The 18,233-nt window shown below is 51.6% G+C and carries 14 protein-coding genes; 10 read left to right on the plus strand and 4 right to left on the minus strand.

The features are described from left to right. The 4 genes from AC0LWT_RS33930 to argC all read left to right on the plus strand — a co-directional run. Positions 1-1,706 (plus strand): 1,4-alpha-glucan branching protein domain-containing protein (locus AC0LWT_RS33930; protein WP_474685921.1); only part of this gene is annotated, 1,706 nt, incomplete at its 5' end. A gap of 185 nt (positions 1,707-1,891) precedes the next feature. After that, entirely contained in the window at positions 1,892-2,182 is a 291-nt protein-coding gene (locus tag AC0LWT_RS33935; RefSeq protein ID WP_474685923.1) for a hypothetical protein, read from the plus strand. A 558-nt stretch (positions 2,183-2,740) separates the two neighbouring features. Next, the gene (locus AC0LWT_RS33940) at positions 2,741-4,705 is read left to right on the plus strand and encodes a glycoside hydrolase family 15 protein (protein WP_474685925.1); all 1,965 of its coding nucleotides are present in this window, start codon (positions 2,741-2,743) and stop codon (positions 4,703-4,705) included. A 142-nt stretch (positions 4,706-4,847) separates the two neighbouring features. Then, entirely contained in the window at positions 4,848-5,801 is a 954-nt protein-coding gene (gene argC, locus AC0LWT_RS33945; RefSeq protein ID WP_474685927.1) for an N-acetyl-gamma-glutamyl-phosphate reductase, read from the plus strand. 30 nt (positions 5,802-5,831) lie between these two features. Here argC and AC0LWT_RS33950 read toward each other — a convergent pair whose 3' ends face one another. Both AC0LWT_RS33950 and AC0LWT_RS33955 read right to left on the minus strand, forming a co-directional pair. Then, positions 5,832-6,209, minus strand: coding sequence for a glycine cleavage system protein H (locus AC0LWT_RS33950; protein WP_474685929.1), 378 nt, complete (start codon positions 6,207-6,209; stop codon positions 5,832-5,834). Between the two features lie 135 nt (positions 6,210-6,344). Next, positions 6,345-6,893 (minus strand): peroxiredoxin, encoded by a 549-nt coding sequence (locus AC0LWT_RS33955; RefSeq protein ID WP_474685931.1) that lies wholly within the window; start codon positions 6,891-6,893, stop codon positions 6,345-6,347. A 588-nt stretch (positions 6,894-7,481) separates the two neighbouring features. Between AC0LWT_RS33955 and AC0LWT_RS33960 the strand changes: the two genes are divergently transcribed. Then, positions 7,482-9,629 carry a fibronectin type III domain-containing protein gene (locus tag AC0LWT_RS33960; RefSeq protein ID WP_474685933.1) on the plus strand — a complete coding sequence of 716 codons (2,148 nt, stop codon included), beginning with the start codon at positions 7,482-7,484 and terminating at the stop codon, positions 9,627-9,629. Positions 9,630-9,763: 134 nt separating this feature from the next. Here the strand turns inward: AC0LWT_RS33960 and leuB are convergent, their stop codons facing one another. Both leuB and AC0LWT_RS33970 read right to left on the minus strand, forming a co-directional pair. Then, positions 9,764-10,843, minus strand: coding sequence for a 3-isopropylmalate dehydrogenase (gene leuB, locus AC0LWT_RS33965; RefSeq protein ID WP_474685935.1), 1,080 nt, complete (start codon positions 10,841-10,843; stop codon positions 9,764-9,766). Positions 10,844-11,019: 176 nt separating this feature from the next. After that, positions 11,020-11,259: a hypothetical protein gene (locus AC0LWT_RS33970; RefSeq protein ID WP_474685937.1), complete on the minus strand. Its 240-nt coding sequence runs from the start codon at positions 11,257-11,259 to the stop codon at positions 11,020-11,022. Between the two features lie 395 nt (positions 11,260-11,654). Here AC0LWT_RS33970 and AC0LWT_RS33975 point away from each other — a divergent pair, with 395 nt between their 5' ends. From AC0LWT_RS33975 to AC0LWT_RS33995, 5 genes are all read left to right on the plus strand, one after another. After that, a complete protein-coding gene (locus AC0LWT_RS33975) occupies positions 11,655-12,989 on the plus strand; it encodes an extracellular solute-binding protein (protein WP_474685939.1) in 1,335 nt (444 codons plus the stop codon). Positions 12,990-13,062: 73 nt separating this feature from the next. After that, positions 13,063-13,938 carry a carbohydrate ABC transporter permease gene (locus tag AC0LWT_RS33980; protein WP_474685941.1) on the plus strand — a complete coding sequence of 292 codons (876 nt, stop codon included), beginning with the start codon at positions 13,063-13,065 and terminating at the stop codon, positions 13,936-13,938. Positions 13,939-13,956: 18 nt separating this feature from the next. Next, a complete protein-coding gene (locus AC0LWT_RS33985) occupies positions 13,957-14,835 on the plus strand; it encodes a carbohydrate ABC transporter permease (protein WP_474685943.1) in 879 nt (292 codons plus the stop codon). Positions 14,836-14,867: 32 nt separating this feature from the next. Continuing rightward, positions 14,868-16,637 carry a sensor histidine kinase gene (locus tag AC0LWT_RS33990; protein WP_474685946.1) on the plus strand — a complete coding sequence of 590 codons (1,770 nt, stop codon included), beginning with the start codon at positions 14,868-14,870 and terminating at the stop codon, positions 16,635-16,637. After that, the gene (locus tag AC0LWT_RS33995; RefSeq protein WP_474685948.1) at positions 16,618-18,198 is read left to right on the plus strand and encodes a response regulator transcription factor; all 1,581 of its coding nucleotides are present in this window, start codon (positions 16,618-16,620) and stop codon (positions 18,196-18,198) included. The genes AC0LWT_RS33990 and AC0LWT_RS33995 overlap by 20 nt, the downstream gene beginning before the upstream one ends. The last annotated feature ends 35 nt before the right edge of the window (positions 18,199-18,233 follow it).

Consider the following 18,233-nt stretch of genomic DNA (forward strand, 5'->3'; position numbering starts at 1 on the left):
CAGCCGAGGACCGGATGATCCGCGCCGCCGCCCGGGTGCAGCGCGAGCTTTCGCCGCCCGACGCCTGGCGGAGGCGGGCGCTCAATCAGGCGGCACGGGAGCTGCTGCTCGCTCAAAGCAGCGACTGGACGTTCATTCTCGACGCCGGCACGGTGACGGAATATGCAGAGCGCCGCATCCGCAGCCATCTGGAGCATTTTCACGCCCTGCTCGACATACTTGAGCCCGCTGATGAACGCAGTACCGGTACCGGTTTGTCCGCTTCGTCTGCGCCAGCCCAGCCCGCCGATGCTTTGACCTGCAGACCGGAGCCCACCGGCAATCACTGCACCGACAACGGCTTGCCCGCTCTGTCTCCGCCCGCTCAGCCTGCCGGCGACCTGCTCGATCGGCTGGAGCACAGCTCGCCGTTTTTGCCCGATCTCGATTACCGCATATACGCAGCTTCGAGCGAGCTTGAGGAGGTACGAGCGGGAGCGTTTCTTCCCGCCGCTCCCGGCAGTGGCAAGCTGCGCATCCTCATGCTCGCCTGGGAATATCCGCCGCGCGTGATCGGCGGCTTGGCCCGGGCGGTCTGCGACTTATCGGAACAGCTCGCCACGCTCGGACACACCGTCCATGTCATTACGTGCCATGCGACCGACAGTCCGGTCTACGAGGTGTCCGGGCAAGTGCATATTCATCGGGTGCAAATTTTGCAGTCGATGGCGCCGGTTCATTTTCTCGATTGGGTCTTTCAAATGAATATGGCTTTTATAGAAGTGATTCAGCGTCTTTTCCGGGACGATGCGGATTTCGATCTTGTTCACGCTCACGACTGGCTCGTCTTTTACGCCGCCAAAGAAAGCAGGCAAACTCTCGGCATCCCGCTCATCGCCACCGTTCACGCCACGGAATACGGGCGCAGCCAAGGCAGGCTGGAGACCGAAGTGCAGCAGCGGATTCATCGCCTGGAAGGTAAGCTGACCAAGGAAGCGGACCGCGTCATCGTCTGCAGCCGGTTTATGCAGCATGAAATGCAGCGCCTTTTCGGACTGCCGGAAAGCAGAGCGGTCCTTATTCCCAACGGCGTACGCGCGCATCGTGGAACGGATGCCCCCGCTTCCCTTATCCATCCGCTGCTGCCGGGAACCATTGGCGATACCACAGGCCGAGACCGGATCATCTGCTTCCTGGGCAGGCTCGTGCACGAAAAAGGCGCGCACATTCTGATCGACGCCATGCGGCCGCTGCTCAAACGCTTCGCTAACGCACTCCTCGTCATCGCCGGGACCGGTCCGGCTCTGGAAGAGCTGCGTTTCCGCTCCGCCCGTTACGGAGACCGGGTCCGTTTCACCGGCTTTGTTGACGGGCAGGATAAAGAACGATTGCTGGAAGCCGCCGAATTGTGCGTCTTTCCCAGCCTCTACGAGCCGTTCGGCATCGTCGCTCTGGAAGCGATGTCCAGCGGAACGCCGCTAGTCGTCTCCGATGTCGGCGGTCTGGCCGAAATCGTCGAGCACGGCGTCGACGGCTGCAAAGTTCCCCCGGGCGATGCCCGGGCGCTCGCCGCGCAAATCGCGGATTTGCTGGAGCGTCCCGAGTCCGCGAAGCAGCTTGCGGAAGCGGCTGCTCGTAAAATTGAAGCTTCCTACGATTGGACCGGCATCAGCGAGGCGACCGTAGACGTGTATCGGCAGGCAGCCCATACCGTTTTATCAAAATGAAGCGGAATTTCAAATTGCTGAGCAAATGAGGTCACTTTGTGAGGGTTAGGGAACCGGAGCGCTCTAATTTGGGGTGCATACGCTTTTTCCCAACGCTCGTCTCCCAGGGTGCAGGTTGTACAGCGGGGAGACATCAGGCAGCTTAGCGGACCAGACTAAAGCCTGCAAAAGTGCAGGTTTTTCCTATGAAAATGTTTCGTTTTGGCGAAAAGCCTGCGATTGTGCAGGAATTTTCGATGAAAATGAATCTGAGCCCACGTTCGCGGCGAAAAGCCTGCACAATTGCAGGAATATTTCGTCTCCAGCCCATCAACGAGCAAAAAACTGCACTTTTGCAGCTTTTTTCGCGTGATTCGGCTGAATGTGGGGTCCGGCTTTGGCGTGCACGTTTCAGGGCAGCCTGGCTTTTGCTGCTCTTCTTTACACAACCCAGCAGATTGTGGGGATTCGGCTCTGGCGTGCAGGTTTCGGAGTAGTCTGGCTTTTACTTCTCTTCTTTACGCAACCCAGCAGATTGTGGGGATTCGGCTCTGGCATGCAAGTTTCGGAGTAGCCTTGGCTTTTGCAGCTTTTTCACGCGATCGGGCTGATTGGGGCGGTCCGCCTTTAGCCTCCGCGTTTCGCGGCAGCCTGGCTTCTGCTGCTTTTCTTCACGCGACCAGGCTGATTGGGGCGGTCCGGCTCCGGCCTCCGCGTTTCTGGGCAACCAGGATTGCGCTGCTTTGATTATGCCGGCCCCGTTCTAGCCTCCCCGCGTTTCCTGGAAGCCCCGGAATTCACGTATATTTCATAGCGGCGAGGAAATAATAAAATAATATGTGAAACTGTGCCCATTTTGAAAGCGCGGTCACATGCAATTTTCAGAATATTTTCAAAGAATCATTGATTCCTTGGGAAGAATTAGGTAACCTATTGGCAAAGCCCTATGTGTCCTTATGAAGCGTAGGCTGATCCATCAGACGCGTAGACCCTCTTTCAGTTCCCTTGGAGCATGGTTTTACCGCGATCAAACTTACGAGTGGGGAAGTGATTTTATGCCTAGACATCTGGTCATCGGAAACGGAAAATTTCTTATTAACCTCGATCAGCATTCTTACATGCGGGATCTGTACTATCCTTTCGTCGGCCAGCTCAATCATATCGGCGGATACCAGTGCCGGGTAGGCATCTGGGTCGATGGCGCCTTTGCTTGGCTGAACGCCCCGGAATGGCAGTTTCATCTCGCTTATGTGGAGGATTCTCTCGTTACAAAGGTTACGGCTACGCATCCGGATCTGGGAATCACCCTGCTCATAAACGACGGTGTCCATCAGCGCGAGGACATTTATTTGAAGCGGATTCAAATTACCAATCACCGAAATACGGTGCGCGAGGTACGGGTATTTTTTAACCAGGATTTGCTCATTAACGAAACGGAAGTGGGCGACACCGCTGCCTATTACCCGGCATCCAATACCGTTTTCCATTATAAAAAAGACAAGTATTTCATGTTTAACGGAAGCACCGGAACCGAGGGCATTTTTCAGTATTCTACGGGTGTCAAAAGGTTCTACAATGCCGAAGGCACCTGGCGCGACGCCGAAGACGGCCATCTGATGGGCAATGCGATCGCTCAGGGCTCGGTCGATAGCACGATCAGTTTCCGGCTGTTCGTGCCGCCGGAGGCCAGCCAGACGATGTACTACTGGATGACGGCCGGCAAAACGCTCGAGGAAGTGAAAAAGCTCGACGCCTACGTCAAAGACAGCCACCCCGGCAAGCTGCTTGACCGGGTTACCGTGTACTGGCAGCGCTGGGCTAACAAGTCCGAGCGGGATTACGGCGACTTGCCGGAGGAAGTAGTGCGCTTGTATAAGCAGAGCCTGCTGATCGTCAGAACGCAGACCGATGTGAACGGCGCCATCATCGCCGCCAACGACTCGGACATTATGCAGAGCAATCGTGACCATTACAGCTACATGTGGCCCCGCGACGGCGCATTGATCGCCTATGCGATGTCCATGGCCGGTTATCAGGGCATGATCATTCCTTTCTTCAACTTTTGCGCTAATGTGCTTTCGCCGGAAGGCTATCTGCATCATAAATACAATCCGGACGGCACGGTCGGCTCCAGCTGGCATCCTTACATTCATTCGGGACGCGTGCAGCTGCCGATCCAGGAAGATGAAACCGCACTTGTCCTTTTTGCCCTGTGGCAGGACTTTCAGAAGCACGGCAGCCTGGAATTCGCCCAATCGCTTTATCGCACGTTAATTCGCAGAGCGGCCCGGTTTATGTCGACTTATATCGATCAGGAGCTGAACCTGCCTAAGCCGAGCTACGATCTTTGGGAAGAACGGTACGGCATTTATACTTTCACGGCTTCTGCAGTGTACGGCGGGCTGATCGCCGCTTCGAATTTCAGCAATTTGTTCGGCGATGAGGAGCGGAGCAACCGCTACAAGCACACGGCCGAGAAAATTAAAGCCGGCATGCTCAAGCATTTGTGGGATGAAGAAGAAGGCCGTTTTGTGCGCGGTTTGTACCTTGAGGACGGGGAATGGGTTAAGGATATGACGCTGGAAAGCTCCGTCTACGGCATTTTCGAATTCGGCGTGCTGCCGGCCGACGACGAGCAGGTCGTATCGACTATGAAAGCGAACAAAGCAGGACTGGCGATCAAAACCGACGTCGGAGGCATCGCCCGCTATCATCACGATTATTACTTCCAGCGCTCCACCGACATCGATAACATTCCGGGGAACCCCTGGATCATCTGTACGCTTTGGATCGCCGAGTGGGAAATCGAGTGCGCCAAATCGCTGGCCGACCTGGAGACACCACGCAGGACGCTGGAGTGGGTCGTTCGGCATTCCATGGAAAGCGGCGTGCTGCCCGAGCAGCTTGATCCTTTTTCAGGCGAGCCCGTATCCGTCGCTCCGCTCACCTGGTCCCACGCCACTTATGTGCTGACCGTCGTGAAATACTTGAACAAATACAAGCAGCTTGCCAAACAGTAGTGCTGCAAATACAAAAGCTATCCTGAAGTCGGTTTCGACAGGGGATAGCTTTTTTTTGCGCGGAGTAAATTTTTGCATTGTATAATTATTCATAAAATTTTATAATTATTAAAACCATTTTGCATTTATTGGAGTGATGAAATTGGGCTTTAAAGTTTTTGTCGATGGTCAAGACGGCACTACAGGATTAAAAATTAACGAATATTTATCGCGGATCGCCAAGATCGAAGTGCTTCAAATCGAACCTTCCAAACGAAAAGATCCGGATGCCCGCAGCCGATTGCTGAACGCCGCAGATATTGCATTCCTTTGTTTGCCCGACGATGCCGCCAGGGAATCCGTTTCGCTGATTGCCGGCGGGAAAACCAAAATCATCAATGCCAGCACCACCTTTAGAACGGATCCGGGCTGGGTCTTTGGATTGCCGGAGCTAGTCCCCGGCCAGAGGGATCTCATTCGCGGCGCTTCCAAAGTTTCCGTCCCCGGCTGCCATGCAACAGGCTTTATACTGAGTCTCAGACCGCTCATCGATGCCGGCATTGTGCCGAGGGACTACCCCGTCACCAGTTTCTCGGTTACAGGGTACAGCGGAGGCGGAAGAAAAAAGATAGAATTGTACGAAAACGCTGCGGCCGCAGACGAAAAAAAACTGCATATCCCGAGGCACTATGCGCTCGATCGCTTGCATAAGCACATCCCCGAGATGCAAATGTACTCCGGCCTGCTCTACGAGCCTCTTTTTACGCCCGTTATTGCCGATTACTATCAGGGACTGGCTGTATCCGTGCCGCTGATCAAAAGGAATTTGAACAAAAGCGTGTCGGCCGAGGATGTTCGCGACATCTTGGCGGCCCGCTATGAGTCCGAACCTTTCATCCGTGTCATGCCGTACGAATCCGGCCGCTACCTGGACGACGGCTACTTTTTGATCGGCGAGTGCAATCTCACGAACAAAGTCGACATGTTTGTTTTCGGCCAGGGCGAACATATCCACATTTTAACCAGGTACGATAATCTGGGAAAAGGTGCTTCCGGCGCGGCCATTCAAAATATGAACCTGATGCTCGGCTTTGAAGAAAGCCTTAGTTTAATCTAGCGGCCGCACTCGGAGCCTGAGCCAAACTCCCTACTGCACCAGCTCGCTGTAGCTCCCGGCTCCGAGCAGCAAGTCGAGCTCCTGCGGATGGGATAGCTGAATTTTATACATCCATCCTTTTTCATAAGGCGAGTCGTGCAGCAGCTGCGGCACCCGTTCAAGCAATGGGTTCACGGCCATTACTTTGCCGGATAACGGGGCGGGCAAATCCCGATCGCCCTCCACGGTTTCCGCGCTGCCTGCATATCCGCCCCGCTCCAGCTCATCCCCTGCTTCGGGCAGTTCGATAAAGACGATCATCCCAATTGTGGCGATCGCCCAATCGGTAAGTCCGACGACGGCATGCTCCCCTTCCGGACGAATCCAGTAATGGTCTTTGGTGTACCGAAGATGTTCCGGAACTGTCATGTTCATTATCCTCCCAGGTGCAAAAGTTTGCAAAGCCGCCAGTGCCTGCTAAGCCCGGCGTTTGCGTTTTAGTATCAAAAAAGCTCCTCCGCCGCATCAAACGGACCGAAGGAGCTTTATCGCTTTTAACTATGATTATTTCGCAACGAGGTGTTTGTCGCCAGGTTTCCAGTTCATTGGGCACAATCCGCCGGATTGAAGCGCTTGAAGCACGCGAAGCGTTTCTTCTACGCTGCGGCCTACGTCGTTGTGGTTAACAACTTCGTATTTCAGTTCGCCTTCCGGATCGATGATGAACAGGCCGCGAAGCGCGATGCCTTCTTCTTCGATCAGAACGCCATAATCGCGGGCAACGGATTTAGTGATGTCCGCAGCAAGAGGGAATTCCAGCTTGCCAAGGCCGTTATCGTTAACCGGAGTGTTGATCCAGGCGCGATGAGTATGAATGCTGTCGATGGAAACACCCAGAATCTCAGTGTCCAGCTCTTTGAATTGAGCGGCAGCGTGGCTCAAAGCTGTAATTTCTGTTGGGCACACAAATGTGAAATCCAATGGATAGAAGAATAATACCAACCATTTTCCTCTATAATCGGACAAAGATGCTTTACCGAAATCTTGACCGTTGCCTAATGCCGTCTCCATTGTGAAATCCGGCGCTTGTTTACCGACTAAACGCTCTGCCATGTGCAAAACTCCTCCTCTAATCTGAACTCTTCGTATAAAATGGTAACATTCGCCTAGATGAAAGTCAATAATTAGATCGAATATCAACTAATAATTATTATTAATTGTGGGAGATTTTTGACAATTAGTTTGAAAAGCATTTGGAATAGGGGCATTTCGAAATGCTGATTGGAAAAACCAAGCTGCTGAATATCATCTATCGATTATCGCCAACGCTTGCCGACCGAATTATGCGTGACACATAAGCTGCGTTATGTAAAAAGCCTGGCGGTTGAGGCGTTATATGTTTCACCCAGAAGGAACTAGTTTAATAAACCTAATTATCAATTTGGAAATGAGCCTTAATTCTCATTTATTTTTTAAAAAATTACAAATTTCAACTTTTTTAGACAAAATAACATGGTAAACCTTTCCTTTAAGTGATATTATGAGAAAGTTGATATAAATTACCCAAAAGGAGTCATTGCATTTATAGGAAAGGGGAGAGCATCAACTTTAGCACTAAGGACTATTTATCTATCTTTCTATGATTCAAGTTCATAAGATGACTCGATGCTCGGCAAATTAATTGGAAAAGGATGTGCAACTATGAAACCAACCTTCAAAAAATCTCTTTTTAATAGCAAGATTTATTTCTGCTGCATGTTTATGAGTTTACTTTTTACTATTTTTTCAAGTTCCACATTTGCGGCGACTACAGGATATCCTCCTAGTCAGGCTACTGGTGGGAAGGTTACTGCTACAGTGATCAATGCCTATTCTGCAAATGCAACTGAGAATGGTGCAGGGTTGTTCGATGGAACTATGGTGGATGAATGGAATACAAATAAAGTTTTTTATTGGTATGGTGCTACTTCGTATCTGGAAGTTTCTTTCCCTAAATCAGTTAATATTTGGAGATATGGAACTACTTCGTGGAGCGGTCATAATGCTCAATTGAACATCTTGAAATTTAACAGTTCTGACGGTAGCTATACAGATGTTACTTCCACGTATTCTCTTCCTGTTTCAGCAATTAACCAAACACAGGCTGAAAAGTTTGTACAGCATTTACCAGCGGGAAGGTACAAGTTTAAAGTTGCTAGTGGTTATCGAATAGATTCTGAATGGTATGTGGAAAATGATGAGGCTGGGCCTGCTGTACCGTCTGGTTTGAATGGTACTGGTGCTAATGGTACTGCTAACCTTACTTGGAATGCGAATACCGATTCTAATTTACAAGGATATTTCATTTACCAAAATGGAGTAAAACTTTCCAATACTCCTATCAGCGGAACATCTTATTCCGTTGGTTCCCTTACGAACGGGACTTCCTATTCTTTTCAGATTTCGGCTGTTGATACCTCAGGGAATGAATCTGCTTTGTCTTCAGCGGTATCGGTCACACCAGTGAACACGAACCCGCCAGTTACGCCAACCGGATTAACTGGAGTGGCAGGGAACGGGACGGTAAATCTTAATTGGAAAGGGAATTCAGAAACTGATTTAAGCGGCTATAATGTATATCAAAATGGAGTGAAACTGAATACGACACCTGTTTCGGCGGTTAGTTTTAATGTGACCGGATTGATCAATGGAACAACCTACAGCTACCAAGTTTCGGCGGTTAATAAAGCGGGGTTTGAATCGGCCAAATCTGCAGCCATCAATGTAACTCCTGTTCCTCCATTGCCGGCAACTCCTTCGGGATTATCAGCAACAGCTGGAAATGCACAAGTAAGTCTGACCTGGAATTCTGTAGCAGAGTCCACATACTATGTTCTTAAAAGATCAACGACTGCGGGCGGACCATATACTGTTATTGCTAATAATGTATATCTACCATCTTTTACGGATAACTCAGTTGTAAACGGTACGACTTACTACTTTACTGTAAGTGCGGTTAATATCGCGGGGGAAAGCGGCAATTCGAATGAGGTTGCAGTTACTCCAAAAGCTCCATTGCCACAAACGCCGCAAGCTCCAACCAATTTGACAGGAAGCGCGGGCAGCAATCAATCGAGCCTGTCTTGGACTGCATCGGCTGGAGCGACAAGTTACACGGTAAAACGTGCAGCAACTGCAAATGGGCCTTTCACCGCTGTGGCAAGCAACGTAACTCAGACTTCATTTATTGACGCCACGGTTACCAATGGTACGACTTATTATTATGTTGTCACAGCAACAAATGCAGGTGGCGAGAGCTCAAACTCCAACGTGGTTACTGTGACCCCGTCTTCGCCGGGATTGCTTTATCCTACAAACTTGGTTGCTACATCCGGCAGCAAACAGGTTTCCTTAACTTGGACAGCCGCAACGGGAGCATCCAGTTATATTGTTAAACGCAGCACATCCAATAGTGGTCCGTATACCCAAATCGCATTGGGAATTACAGGTACGAGTTATACGGATACGACAGTAACAGACGGAACGACATATTACTACGTAGTATCCGCTGTTATTGGAAACAATGAAAGTAATAATTCAAACTCTGTAGAGGCAACCCCGACAGCTCCAATTCAAAATAATCGGGCTCTATTAGAAATTACTATGGTTAGCGGTCAAACATTTGAATATGATTTGTCTATGGACGAAGTAAATGATTTTATCAACTGGTACAACAATCGCGCTTCAGGAACAGGACCAGCATTCTATACGATGAACAAAACCTATAACCTGGGACCTTTCAAAAGTAGAAAAGATAATTTTGTATTCGATAAGATCCAAAATTTTGAGGTTAATCAATACAGTAAATAGAGTTTGATCTACCGATTATCGCCATCGATCGCCGACCGAATTATGCGCAACACAATAAGCTGCGTTATGTAAAAAGCCTGACTGCTGGGGCGATGTTATTCGCTCAGCAATCAGGCTTTTTATATTGCATGAAATTATTTGCGCATAGCGTTAACGATCAGTTCGCCCATCGCAATCGTGCCGATGGCTTTGCTTTTGTCGACGGCGATGTCGCCTGTGCGGTTGCCCGCGTCGAGCACTTCTTTGACCGCGCGCTCGATGGAATCAGCCGCATCGTGATAGCCGAACGTCAAGCGGAACATCAGAGCGACGGACAAAATCGTAGCGATCGGGTTCGCGATGCCTTGACCGGCGATATCCGGAGCGGAGCCGTGCACCGGCTCGTACAGGCCGAAGCTGCCTTCGCCCAGGGATGCGGAGGAAAGCATGCCGATCGAGCCTGTCAGCATCGCAGCTTCGTCGCTCAAAATGTCGCCGAACATGTTCTCGGTGACAATGACGTCGAAGCTGGATGGACGGCGGAGCAGCTGCATCGCGCAGTTGTCGACGAGCACATGCTCCAGCTCGACATCCGGATAATCCGCGGAAACGCGGATTACCGTTTCGCGCCACAAGCGGGACGTCTCCAGAACGTTCGCTTTATCAACGGACGCCAGCTTCTTGCTGCGGGTGCGCGCGATGTCGAAAGCTTGGCGGGCGATGCGCTCGACTTCAGCGACGTTGTACACGCAAGTATCCACTGCTTCTTGGCCGTTTGCGCCTTCGCGGCGGAATTTCTCACCGAAATAGATGCCGCCTGTCAATTCGCGAACGACGATCAGGTCGGTTCCTTCCAATACTTCCGGTTTCAAAGTGGAAGCTTCTTTCAGGCAATCGAAAATAACAGCCGGACGAATGTTCGAGAACAGTCCGAGCGCTTTGCGGATGCCGAGAAGCCCTGTTTCCGGACGCAGCTCCTTCGGATTGTTGTCCCATTTCGGACCGCCGACAGCGCCCAGCAGAACGGCGTCAGCCGATTGGCACACCGCAAGCGTTTCTTCCGGCAGCGGGGTGCCTTTTTGATCGATGGCGATACCGCCGAACAGCGCATGCTCGGTTTCAAATTGGTAACCGAACAATTCTTCCGTACGCTTCAATACTTTTTCCGCTTCTGCAACAACTTCCGGACCGATTCCGTCTCCGGCGATTACAGCGATTTTTTTCACTTCTGCCATGACTTTCATTCACTCCCTGGTTTCATATTCCTGCCGCTTGGCGCGGTCAGACATCCTTCGTTAACGTCGAAAAAAGACTTCTATATATTGTACCATACTTAGGCCAGGTCACTTAGATATAAAATCTATCGCTTTAATAGGCTACACCTATAAAGAAGCATGTAAACGTGGTTGAATCACTCACCGCCGGAGCAGCACATCACTGCTGACGCGGCAAAAACCTGCAAAAGTGCAGGCTTTTTCTTTGAAAGAGGCTCATTTTGAGGAAAAACCTGCAATTGTGCAGGAATTTCCGACCCAGATGGGTCCGAACTCATGTATGCGCGAAAAAAACTGCATTTTTGCAGGAATTTTTCGTTTCCGGCGTACCAGCGAGGAAAAAACTGCACTTTTGCAGGTTTTCCCTGCTTTGCCAAGCGGGTGTGCGCCTTTTGCAGGTTTTCCCCACGGTCGGCAGGCTATCCCTCCCTCCGTTCGCTGCACGAATCGCCGTAAGTCACCCTGCCCCACCGCATCGCACCGCAACCACACGCTGGCTTTGACATCCATTAGGGTTCAGCCCTTCTGGATACCCTAGTAATAATGTATCTCGTACACTCCGGGATATTGTGGCCGACCGACCGCCGTCATGCCGTGCAGCACCGCGCGCCGGGAGCTGCGCGCAGATTCGCCGGTGCCGATATGATTCGACCCGAGCGGCACCGGCGAATCCGATCATTTTCTACCCTGTTCCTTATCCATTTCATCTTACGTAAACAACCGGAATCCGTAGAATAAAGATAGATCGCAAATACAGGAGGTCAGTAATATCATGAAAAAAATGATAAAAATCGCTGCAACGCTGCTTGCCGCTACTACGCTGCTTGCCGGATGCGCCAGCGGCGAAAAACCTGCGGATCCGCAGGGGGCGGGAGCGGCGGCAGGAACGTCCACGGACAAAGTCAAGCTCTCCGTGTGGCATAACTGGACAGGCCAGGATGCAAAGGCCATCGCCATGAGAAAAATTTTGGACGATTTCAAAACGCAAAACCCCGATATCGAGCTTGAGGTCGAGGGTCTCCCGACAGACGGCTTGAAAACGCGCCTCAGAACCGTAGCCGCGGCGAATGAAATGCCGGATTTGTTCGTGATGTGGCCCGACGCCATGACGAAGGAGTTTGTGAGCGGCAATCTCGTGCAGCCGATCAACGATTTCCTCGACAGCAAGCAGGAGTGGAAAAACAATTTCATTCCGAACGCGCTGGACGGCTATACCGTGGACGGCAACATTTATTCCGTTCCGATGAACCTGTCACCTACCTCTTTCATTTACTATAACAAAGCTTTGTTCGACAAATACAATGTACAGGTTCCCCAAACATGGGACGAGCTTAAAGCGGCAATCGACACGTTCAACAAAAATAAATTAATCCCGATCGCCCTCGGCAATAAAGCGAACTGGGCCGTCCAATCCACCATTTTCAGCGCGATCGCCGACCGCGTGACCGGAACGGACTGGTTCCTGAAAGCGGCGAAACAAGATGGCGCCAAATTTACAGATCCGCAGTTCGTCGAAGCTTTGAAAACGCTGCAGGATCTCAGCAACGCGAAAGCTTTCCAGGACGGCTTTAACAGCATCGATCAAAACCAGATGAGACAGCTTTTCTTCCAAGGCAAAGCGGCTATGTTTATCGACGGAGGCTGGGCGATGGCCGACGTTGTAACGAATGCGCCGAAAGAAGTGCTGGACCAAACGCACGTTACGATTTTGCCTCCTGTTAACGGCGGCAAAGGCGAGGCCAAATCCACTTCCGGCGTCGTAGGCACGGGCATGGGCGTAAGCAAAAAGCTGACCGGCGCCAAAAAAGACGCGGCGATGAAGCTGTTCTACGCGCTTTCCGGTCCGGACGGCCAGCAGGCGACTTTGAACAGCAGCACGCTCGTCAGCTACAAAATCGATCTGGACAAAAGCAAAGCTCAACCGCTGTTCGTGGAGCTGAACGAGCTGATGAAAACTGTGAAAATTACTCCCGTCTACGATTCCAAGCTGAGTTCCGCTGCCGTTGATGTCATCAACAACAATCTGCAAGAGCTGCTCATGGGCGGCAACCCGGAAGCAATCGCCAAAAAAATCCAGGACGCGCAAGCAGGCGCGCTGGGCAAATAAAGGAACTGCTGCAACACCCCCAGCCCTCCACGTTTGTGGCAGGGCTGGCTACTTTCCCGAAGGATGTGAAAAGATGAATACAGCGTATGTCCGCAGGTTCGTTGTGTTAAGCCTCCTCCCCGCCGTCTTGATCTATGCTCTATTTGTATTTGTTCCGGTCATCTGGTCCAGCTACTACAGTTTTTTCGACTGGAAAGGCATCGGCGCCGCCAAGTTTATCGGCCTCAAAAACTATGTTGAAATCATTCACGATGAGGTATTCTGGAGAGCGTTCAAGAACAACATCATTTTTGTCGCCGTAGCGGTCTTCGGCCAGCTTCCCATCGCTCTGGTGCTTGCCATCATGCTGCATAAAAGCAATGCCCTGCAGCGTTTCATCCGCTCCGCCGTCTTTATGCCGATGGTGCTTTCCTCCGTCGTCATCGGGATGATCTGGCAATATATTTATCACCCGCAGATCGGCATTTTGAACTTTTTGCTGGACAAGCTCGGTTTGTCAAGCTGGAAGCTGCAATGGCTGTCCGACGCGAAAATCGCGATTTTCGCCCTTGCTCCCCCGCTCGTCTGGAGCTTCGTCGGCCTTTATTTGATCATCTTTATTTCCGCGTTTCAGAACATTCCCGGAGAAATCCACGATGCCGCGCAAATTGACGGCGCGGAAGGAGCGCGCAAGCTCGTTTCCGTGACGCTGCCCATGATCTGGAGCACCGTGCAAATCGCCATCGTCCTCTGTATTTCCGGAAGTCTGAAATCGTTCGACCTCGTTTACGTAATGACCAAGGGCGGTCCGGCGCATGCGACCGAATTGCTCGCAACTTATATGTACAACTCAACCTTCTCTTCGTACCGCTACGGATTCGGCAGCGCCATATCCACGTCGATTGTCCTCATCAGTCTTGTCTTTATCGGCATCAGCCAGTGGTTAACGAACAGAAGCGCGAAAGCGTAAAGAAAGGAGCAACATAAGATGAGCTATTTGGCAGCAGCCCGGCCGCAAGCGAGTGCGAATAAAACGGGTTCTTCCATGAAAAAATGGAGACAAGGCATATTTTGGACGTTTTTGACTTTATATGCTATTTTAACGTTATACCCGCTTTTCTGGCTGGTGATCAGTTCGTTTAAATCGAATGCGGAGTTTTTCAACAAGCCTTTCAGCCTGCCGGAAAGCTGGCATTTCACCAATTTCGTGACGGCCTGGAACACCTCCAAGATGGGCCTCGCGTTCGTCAACTCGGTCATCGTATCCGCCGTCTCGCTGGTTTTGACATTGTTTATTACTTCGCTTGCGGCATACGTTCTGGCCAGATTCAAGTTCCGATTCAAGGGAATCATTTTAACTTTTTTCGTCATCGGCATGCTGATTCCGATTCACAGTACGCTGGTGCCGCTGTTTATTTTGATGAAGCAGCTTTCGATGCTGAATTCGTACTGGGCGCTTATTCTTCCTTATACCGCCTTCGCCCTTCCGACCGCCATATTTGTGCTAACCGCTTATCTGGCTTCGGTGCCCAAAGAAATCGAGGAAGCGGCTTATATTGACGGAACCAAGCTGTGGGGCGTTTTTTGGCGGATTATGCTGCCGATTTCGCTGCCTGCTTTATCAACGGTCATCATTTTGAGCTTTTTGCACTTTTGGAACGATTTTTCCTTTGCCCTTGTTTTCATTAGCAAAAGCAGCCTAAAAACGCTGCCGCTGAGCATCGCTACGTTCGCCGACGGCTATCAGACCGATTACGGCCTGACGCTGGCTGCGATGACGATTGCGGTGCTTCCGACCATTGCCGTGTATTTGATGTTCCAGGAACAGGTTATGAAAGGAATGACGGCCGGAGCCGTGAAGGGTTGATCGTACAGGCAAAAGCTAAGGAGGATACATGAATGTGGCGATGGATGGGATACTCCCTGCGGCGTAAGCTATCCTTCATGCTGCTTGTAACGGCGCTAATTCCGCTGCTGTTTCTCGGTTCGTTCGCCTTCGTCATTTCTTCGAACATTACGCAGGAGAAAGCGCAGCAGGCCGGACTTGACACTCTCGCGCAAATGGATGCCAAGTTCCGTTTTATTATCGGCGATGTCGAAAATATTTCAATTTTCCTGATCGGCCTGCGGGACATTCAGGAGTATATGAACAAGCCCGACAATGATGTGGCCGCGCAAACCCGCATCCTCGGCCTGATGACCAACCTTATGCATTCCAAAGACTATTTGTCCAACATCACGATTTATCCGGCAAACGGGGGCGATCCCCTGTCCACGACGACGATCTATAGCAGCGACCTGGGCAAGCAGATGGATGTCAGACAGGTGCAGGACAAGCTGTGGACCGGACTGTACACGATACGAAACTATGCAGGGGACCGCCATGTTTTTTCCTTCATCCGCCCTTTGCGCAGTGTGAACAATTATCAGACGCTGGGCTGGCTGTCGATCAGCCTGGACGAGCAGACGGTGTCCCGCATCTGGTCGGAGACGCAGCTTGCCGAAGGCCATGGTCAAGTGGCGCTGCTGAACGGCAGCTATGACGTCATTTCATCTACGGATAAAAGCTGGCTGGCCCGCCCTGCCGGGGCGATGTTTCCGGAAATAGCGGGGCTTGCTGCAGGCAAGGTATCCGGCGAATGGGCAAGCGGCAGCGGGAACGCCAAGCAAAACGTGCTGTTTTATCGGGATGTCCGCACCGGATGGACGCTTATCGGCGTCATTCCCTTCGAGCTTTACAGCGCCCAAAACCGCTACATCCTGCAGTTGACGGGCATTGCCGTCGTCATATCGGTTTTGACGACCGCCATACTATTGATTTTTTTCATTCAAAAAATTACGAACCCGCTTCGCGCATTGACCCGTCTGCTGTCCAAAGTGAATCCGTCCGAGCCGCTGCCGCTCTATCCGGCGGAAACGGATGACGAAATCGGGCGGCTGGCGCAAAGCTACAATATGCTCGGCAAACATATCGAAACGTTGAAAAAGCAGCTCATTCAAAACGAAGCCCGCAAAAAAGAAGCCGATATGCGCGCGCTGCAGGCGCAAATCAATCCGCATTTTTTGTACAACACGCTGTCTTCGATCCATTGGATCGCCCTGCTGAAGGAGGAAGAGCGGATCGCCGAAATGGTCGGCGCGCTCAGCGATTTTCTTCGTTTCAGCTTGAACAAAGGCAAAGAATACTGCACGGTGTCGCAGGAGCTCGCGCATATCCGGAATTACATTCAGGTGCAGGCGATACGCTTCCCGGATCAGTTTGAAGTTGATTTTACGATCGACCCGGACCTGAACGACGCATACATGCTGAAGCTTCTGCTGCAGCCAATCGTGGAAAACGCGATGATTCACGGCATCCAAAAGAACGATCAGAAGGGCCTGATTTCCATCTACGCGGAGAAGAAAGGGAACAGCATGAACTTCATGGTGCTTGATGACGGAATCGGCATGTCCGAAGAGCAGCTGCAGCTCGTCAAAGACAGCCTGCGCCCGCAGGAAGGCTCGTATCCGCCTGACGCCAGCTACGGGCTGCGGAACGTGCACGAACGTCTTCAACTGCATTACGGCATCGAATCCGGGATCGAGATCGAAAGCAGGCTGCATGTGGGCACGCGCGTTTCTTTTTCCATTCCTATTTTGGAGGGCACTCATGAAAATCATGATCGTTGATGACGAGGTTATTATCCGCACCGGCTTGGCTAAAGTCATCAAATGGAGCGAAATCGGGCTGGAGCTGCTGGAGCCGGCCGTTTCCGCCGAGGAAGCGCTGCAGCGAATCCCGCTGGAGAAGCCGAACATTTTGCTGACCGACATCCGGATGAAGGGCAAGGACGGCCTGCAGCTCGCTGAGGAAGCCAAGCAAATTTTGCCTGAGATCGAAGCGATCATCCTCTCCGGGTATGACGATTTTGCCTACATGCAGCAAGCGATCCGGCAAGGGGTCAGCGACTATTTGCTGAAAACGAGCAGACCGGAAGAAATCATTAAAACGGTGCTGAAAGTCAAGCAGAGCATTGAGGACAAATGGAAACACCATAACCAGGATTTGTACAAAAACAAGGAAATGCGCGGCAGGCTGTTCGAGCGCTGGATTATTGAAGGAGAGACCGAATCGGTGGATGCCGCGCTGCTCCCCGACTATTTGCCTCTCCTGTTCAACGAAGGCGAGACGGCAAGCGGCAAGCTGCTCGTCTATATCATCGCGGCGGAAGGCTGGGGCGAGACGGCCTCGGCAGAATCGCTGCTGCTGTTTGCCGCCGCCAACATGCTCCACGAGCTGCTGCCGTGCGAGACTTTGATTCACCGCAAGCGAATCGTGATGGCGATGCGGCTTGGCAGCCCGAACGAGCGCTTCGCGGCGCGTCCCGCGGCATTTCAAAAGATCGAGCGGCTTTTGAAATGCAAGGTTTATACGGCCATCGGCGAGCCGGTCGGCCAGCCGGACGAGCTGTACCATTCGTATGCCGCGGCGGACTACGCGTTCAGCTATAAACACCTGATCGAAGAGCCGGTGCTGGATTATGCGCACATTTCCAAACGCAAAGGCGGCAAAACGGTCTGCTCGCACGAGGAGGAGATCGAGCTTTCCTCCATTATGCTGGAAGGCGACTCCGTTGCTTTGAAAGGCTGGGTTCAGCGGTATATCCAGCAGGAATTGAACAATTCCCAGATGACTATCGAGTCCCTGGAATCGTTGATCCGCTCGGCCGCCCTGTCCGCCCACCGCTGGCTGGAACGGGTTTTGGCGGCAACCGGGCGTTCGGCAAACATCGATGAGCATGTAACGGGCTTTGCGATAAAGCGCGGCTCCGCCCCCAGGGATGCCTTGTTCCAGCATCTGCTCTCCCTGATGGAGCTGTACCACCACAAGCTCGCGGAAGGGCAAGCCACCCACGCCCAGAAAGCGATGGCTTATATTCAGGAAAACCTCAGCGGCGATGTCGGACTGCAGCAGGTGGCGAGGTTTGTTCATCTGCACCCGAATCATTTGAGCGAAGTGTTCAAAAAAGAAACCGGAATTACGTTCAGCGATTACGTAACGAAGCAAAAAATGAACCGGGCCATGGAAATTTTAACCGTATCCCCCGTCAAAATCGCCGAAGTGGCCGCGGCCGTAGGATTCGAGGATATGAAATATTTCAGCCAGGTGTTCAAAAAATTCACTGGAAAAACGCCCAGCGAGTTCCGGGAAGAAGCAAATCAGCAAGCAGGATCATCACCCAAAATTTGATGCCAGGCGGAACGGATGCCAAATGGAGTTAAGGG

This window comes from Paenibacillus sp. sgz302164 (assembly GCF_056120505.1).

What these genes read in the sequence shown, in the direction of transcription:
- AC0LWT_RS33935 (WP_474685923.1), top strand. Translation starts at nt 1,892, where the DNA reads ATGAAAATGTTTCGTTTTGGCGAAAAGCCTGCGATTGTGCAGGAATTT.
- AC0LWT_RS33940 (WP_474685925.1), top strand. Translation starts at nt 2,741, where the DNA reads ATGCCTAGACATCTGGTCATCGGAAACGGAAAATTTCTTATTAACCTC.
- AC0LWT_RS33950 (WP_474685929.1), bottom strand. Translation starts at nt 6,209, where the DNA reads ATGACAGTTCCGGAACATCTTCGGTACACCAAAGACCATTACTGGATT.
- AC0LWT_RS33955 (WP_474685931.1), bottom strand. Translation starts at nt 6,893, where the DNA reads ATGGCAGAGCGTTTAGTCGGTAAACAAGCGCCGGATTTCACAATGGAG.
- AC0LWT_RS33960 (WP_474685933.1), top strand. Translation starts at nt 7,482, where the DNA reads ATGAAACCAACCTTCAAAAAATCTCTTTTTAATAGCAAGATTTATTTC.
- leuB (WP_474685935.1), bottom strand. Translation starts at nt 10,843, where the DNA reads ATGGCAGAAGTGAAAAAAATCGCTGTAATCGCCGGAGACGGAATCGGT.
- AC0LWT_RS33975 (WP_474685939.1), top strand. Translation starts at nt 11,655, where the DNA reads ATGAAAAAAATGATAAAAATCGCTGCAACGCTGCTTGCCGCTACTACG.
- AC0LWT_RS33980 (WP_474685941.1), top strand. Translation starts at nt 13,063, where the DNA reads ATGAATACAGCGTATGTCCGCAGGTTCGTTGTGTTAAGCCTCCTCCCC.
- AC0LWT_RS33985 (WP_474685943.1), top strand. Translation starts at nt 13,957, where the DNA reads ATGAGCTATTTGGCAGCAGCCCGGCCGCAAGCGAGTGCGAATAAAACG.
- AC0LWT_RS33990 (WP_474685946.1), top strand. Translation starts at nt 14,868, where the DNA reads ATGTGGCGATGGATGGGATACTCCCTGCGGCGTAAGCTATCCTTCATG.
- AC0LWT_RS33995 (WP_474685948.1), top strand. Translation starts at nt 16,618, where the DNA reads ATGAAAATCATGATCGTTGATGACGAGGTTATTATCCGCACCGGCTTG.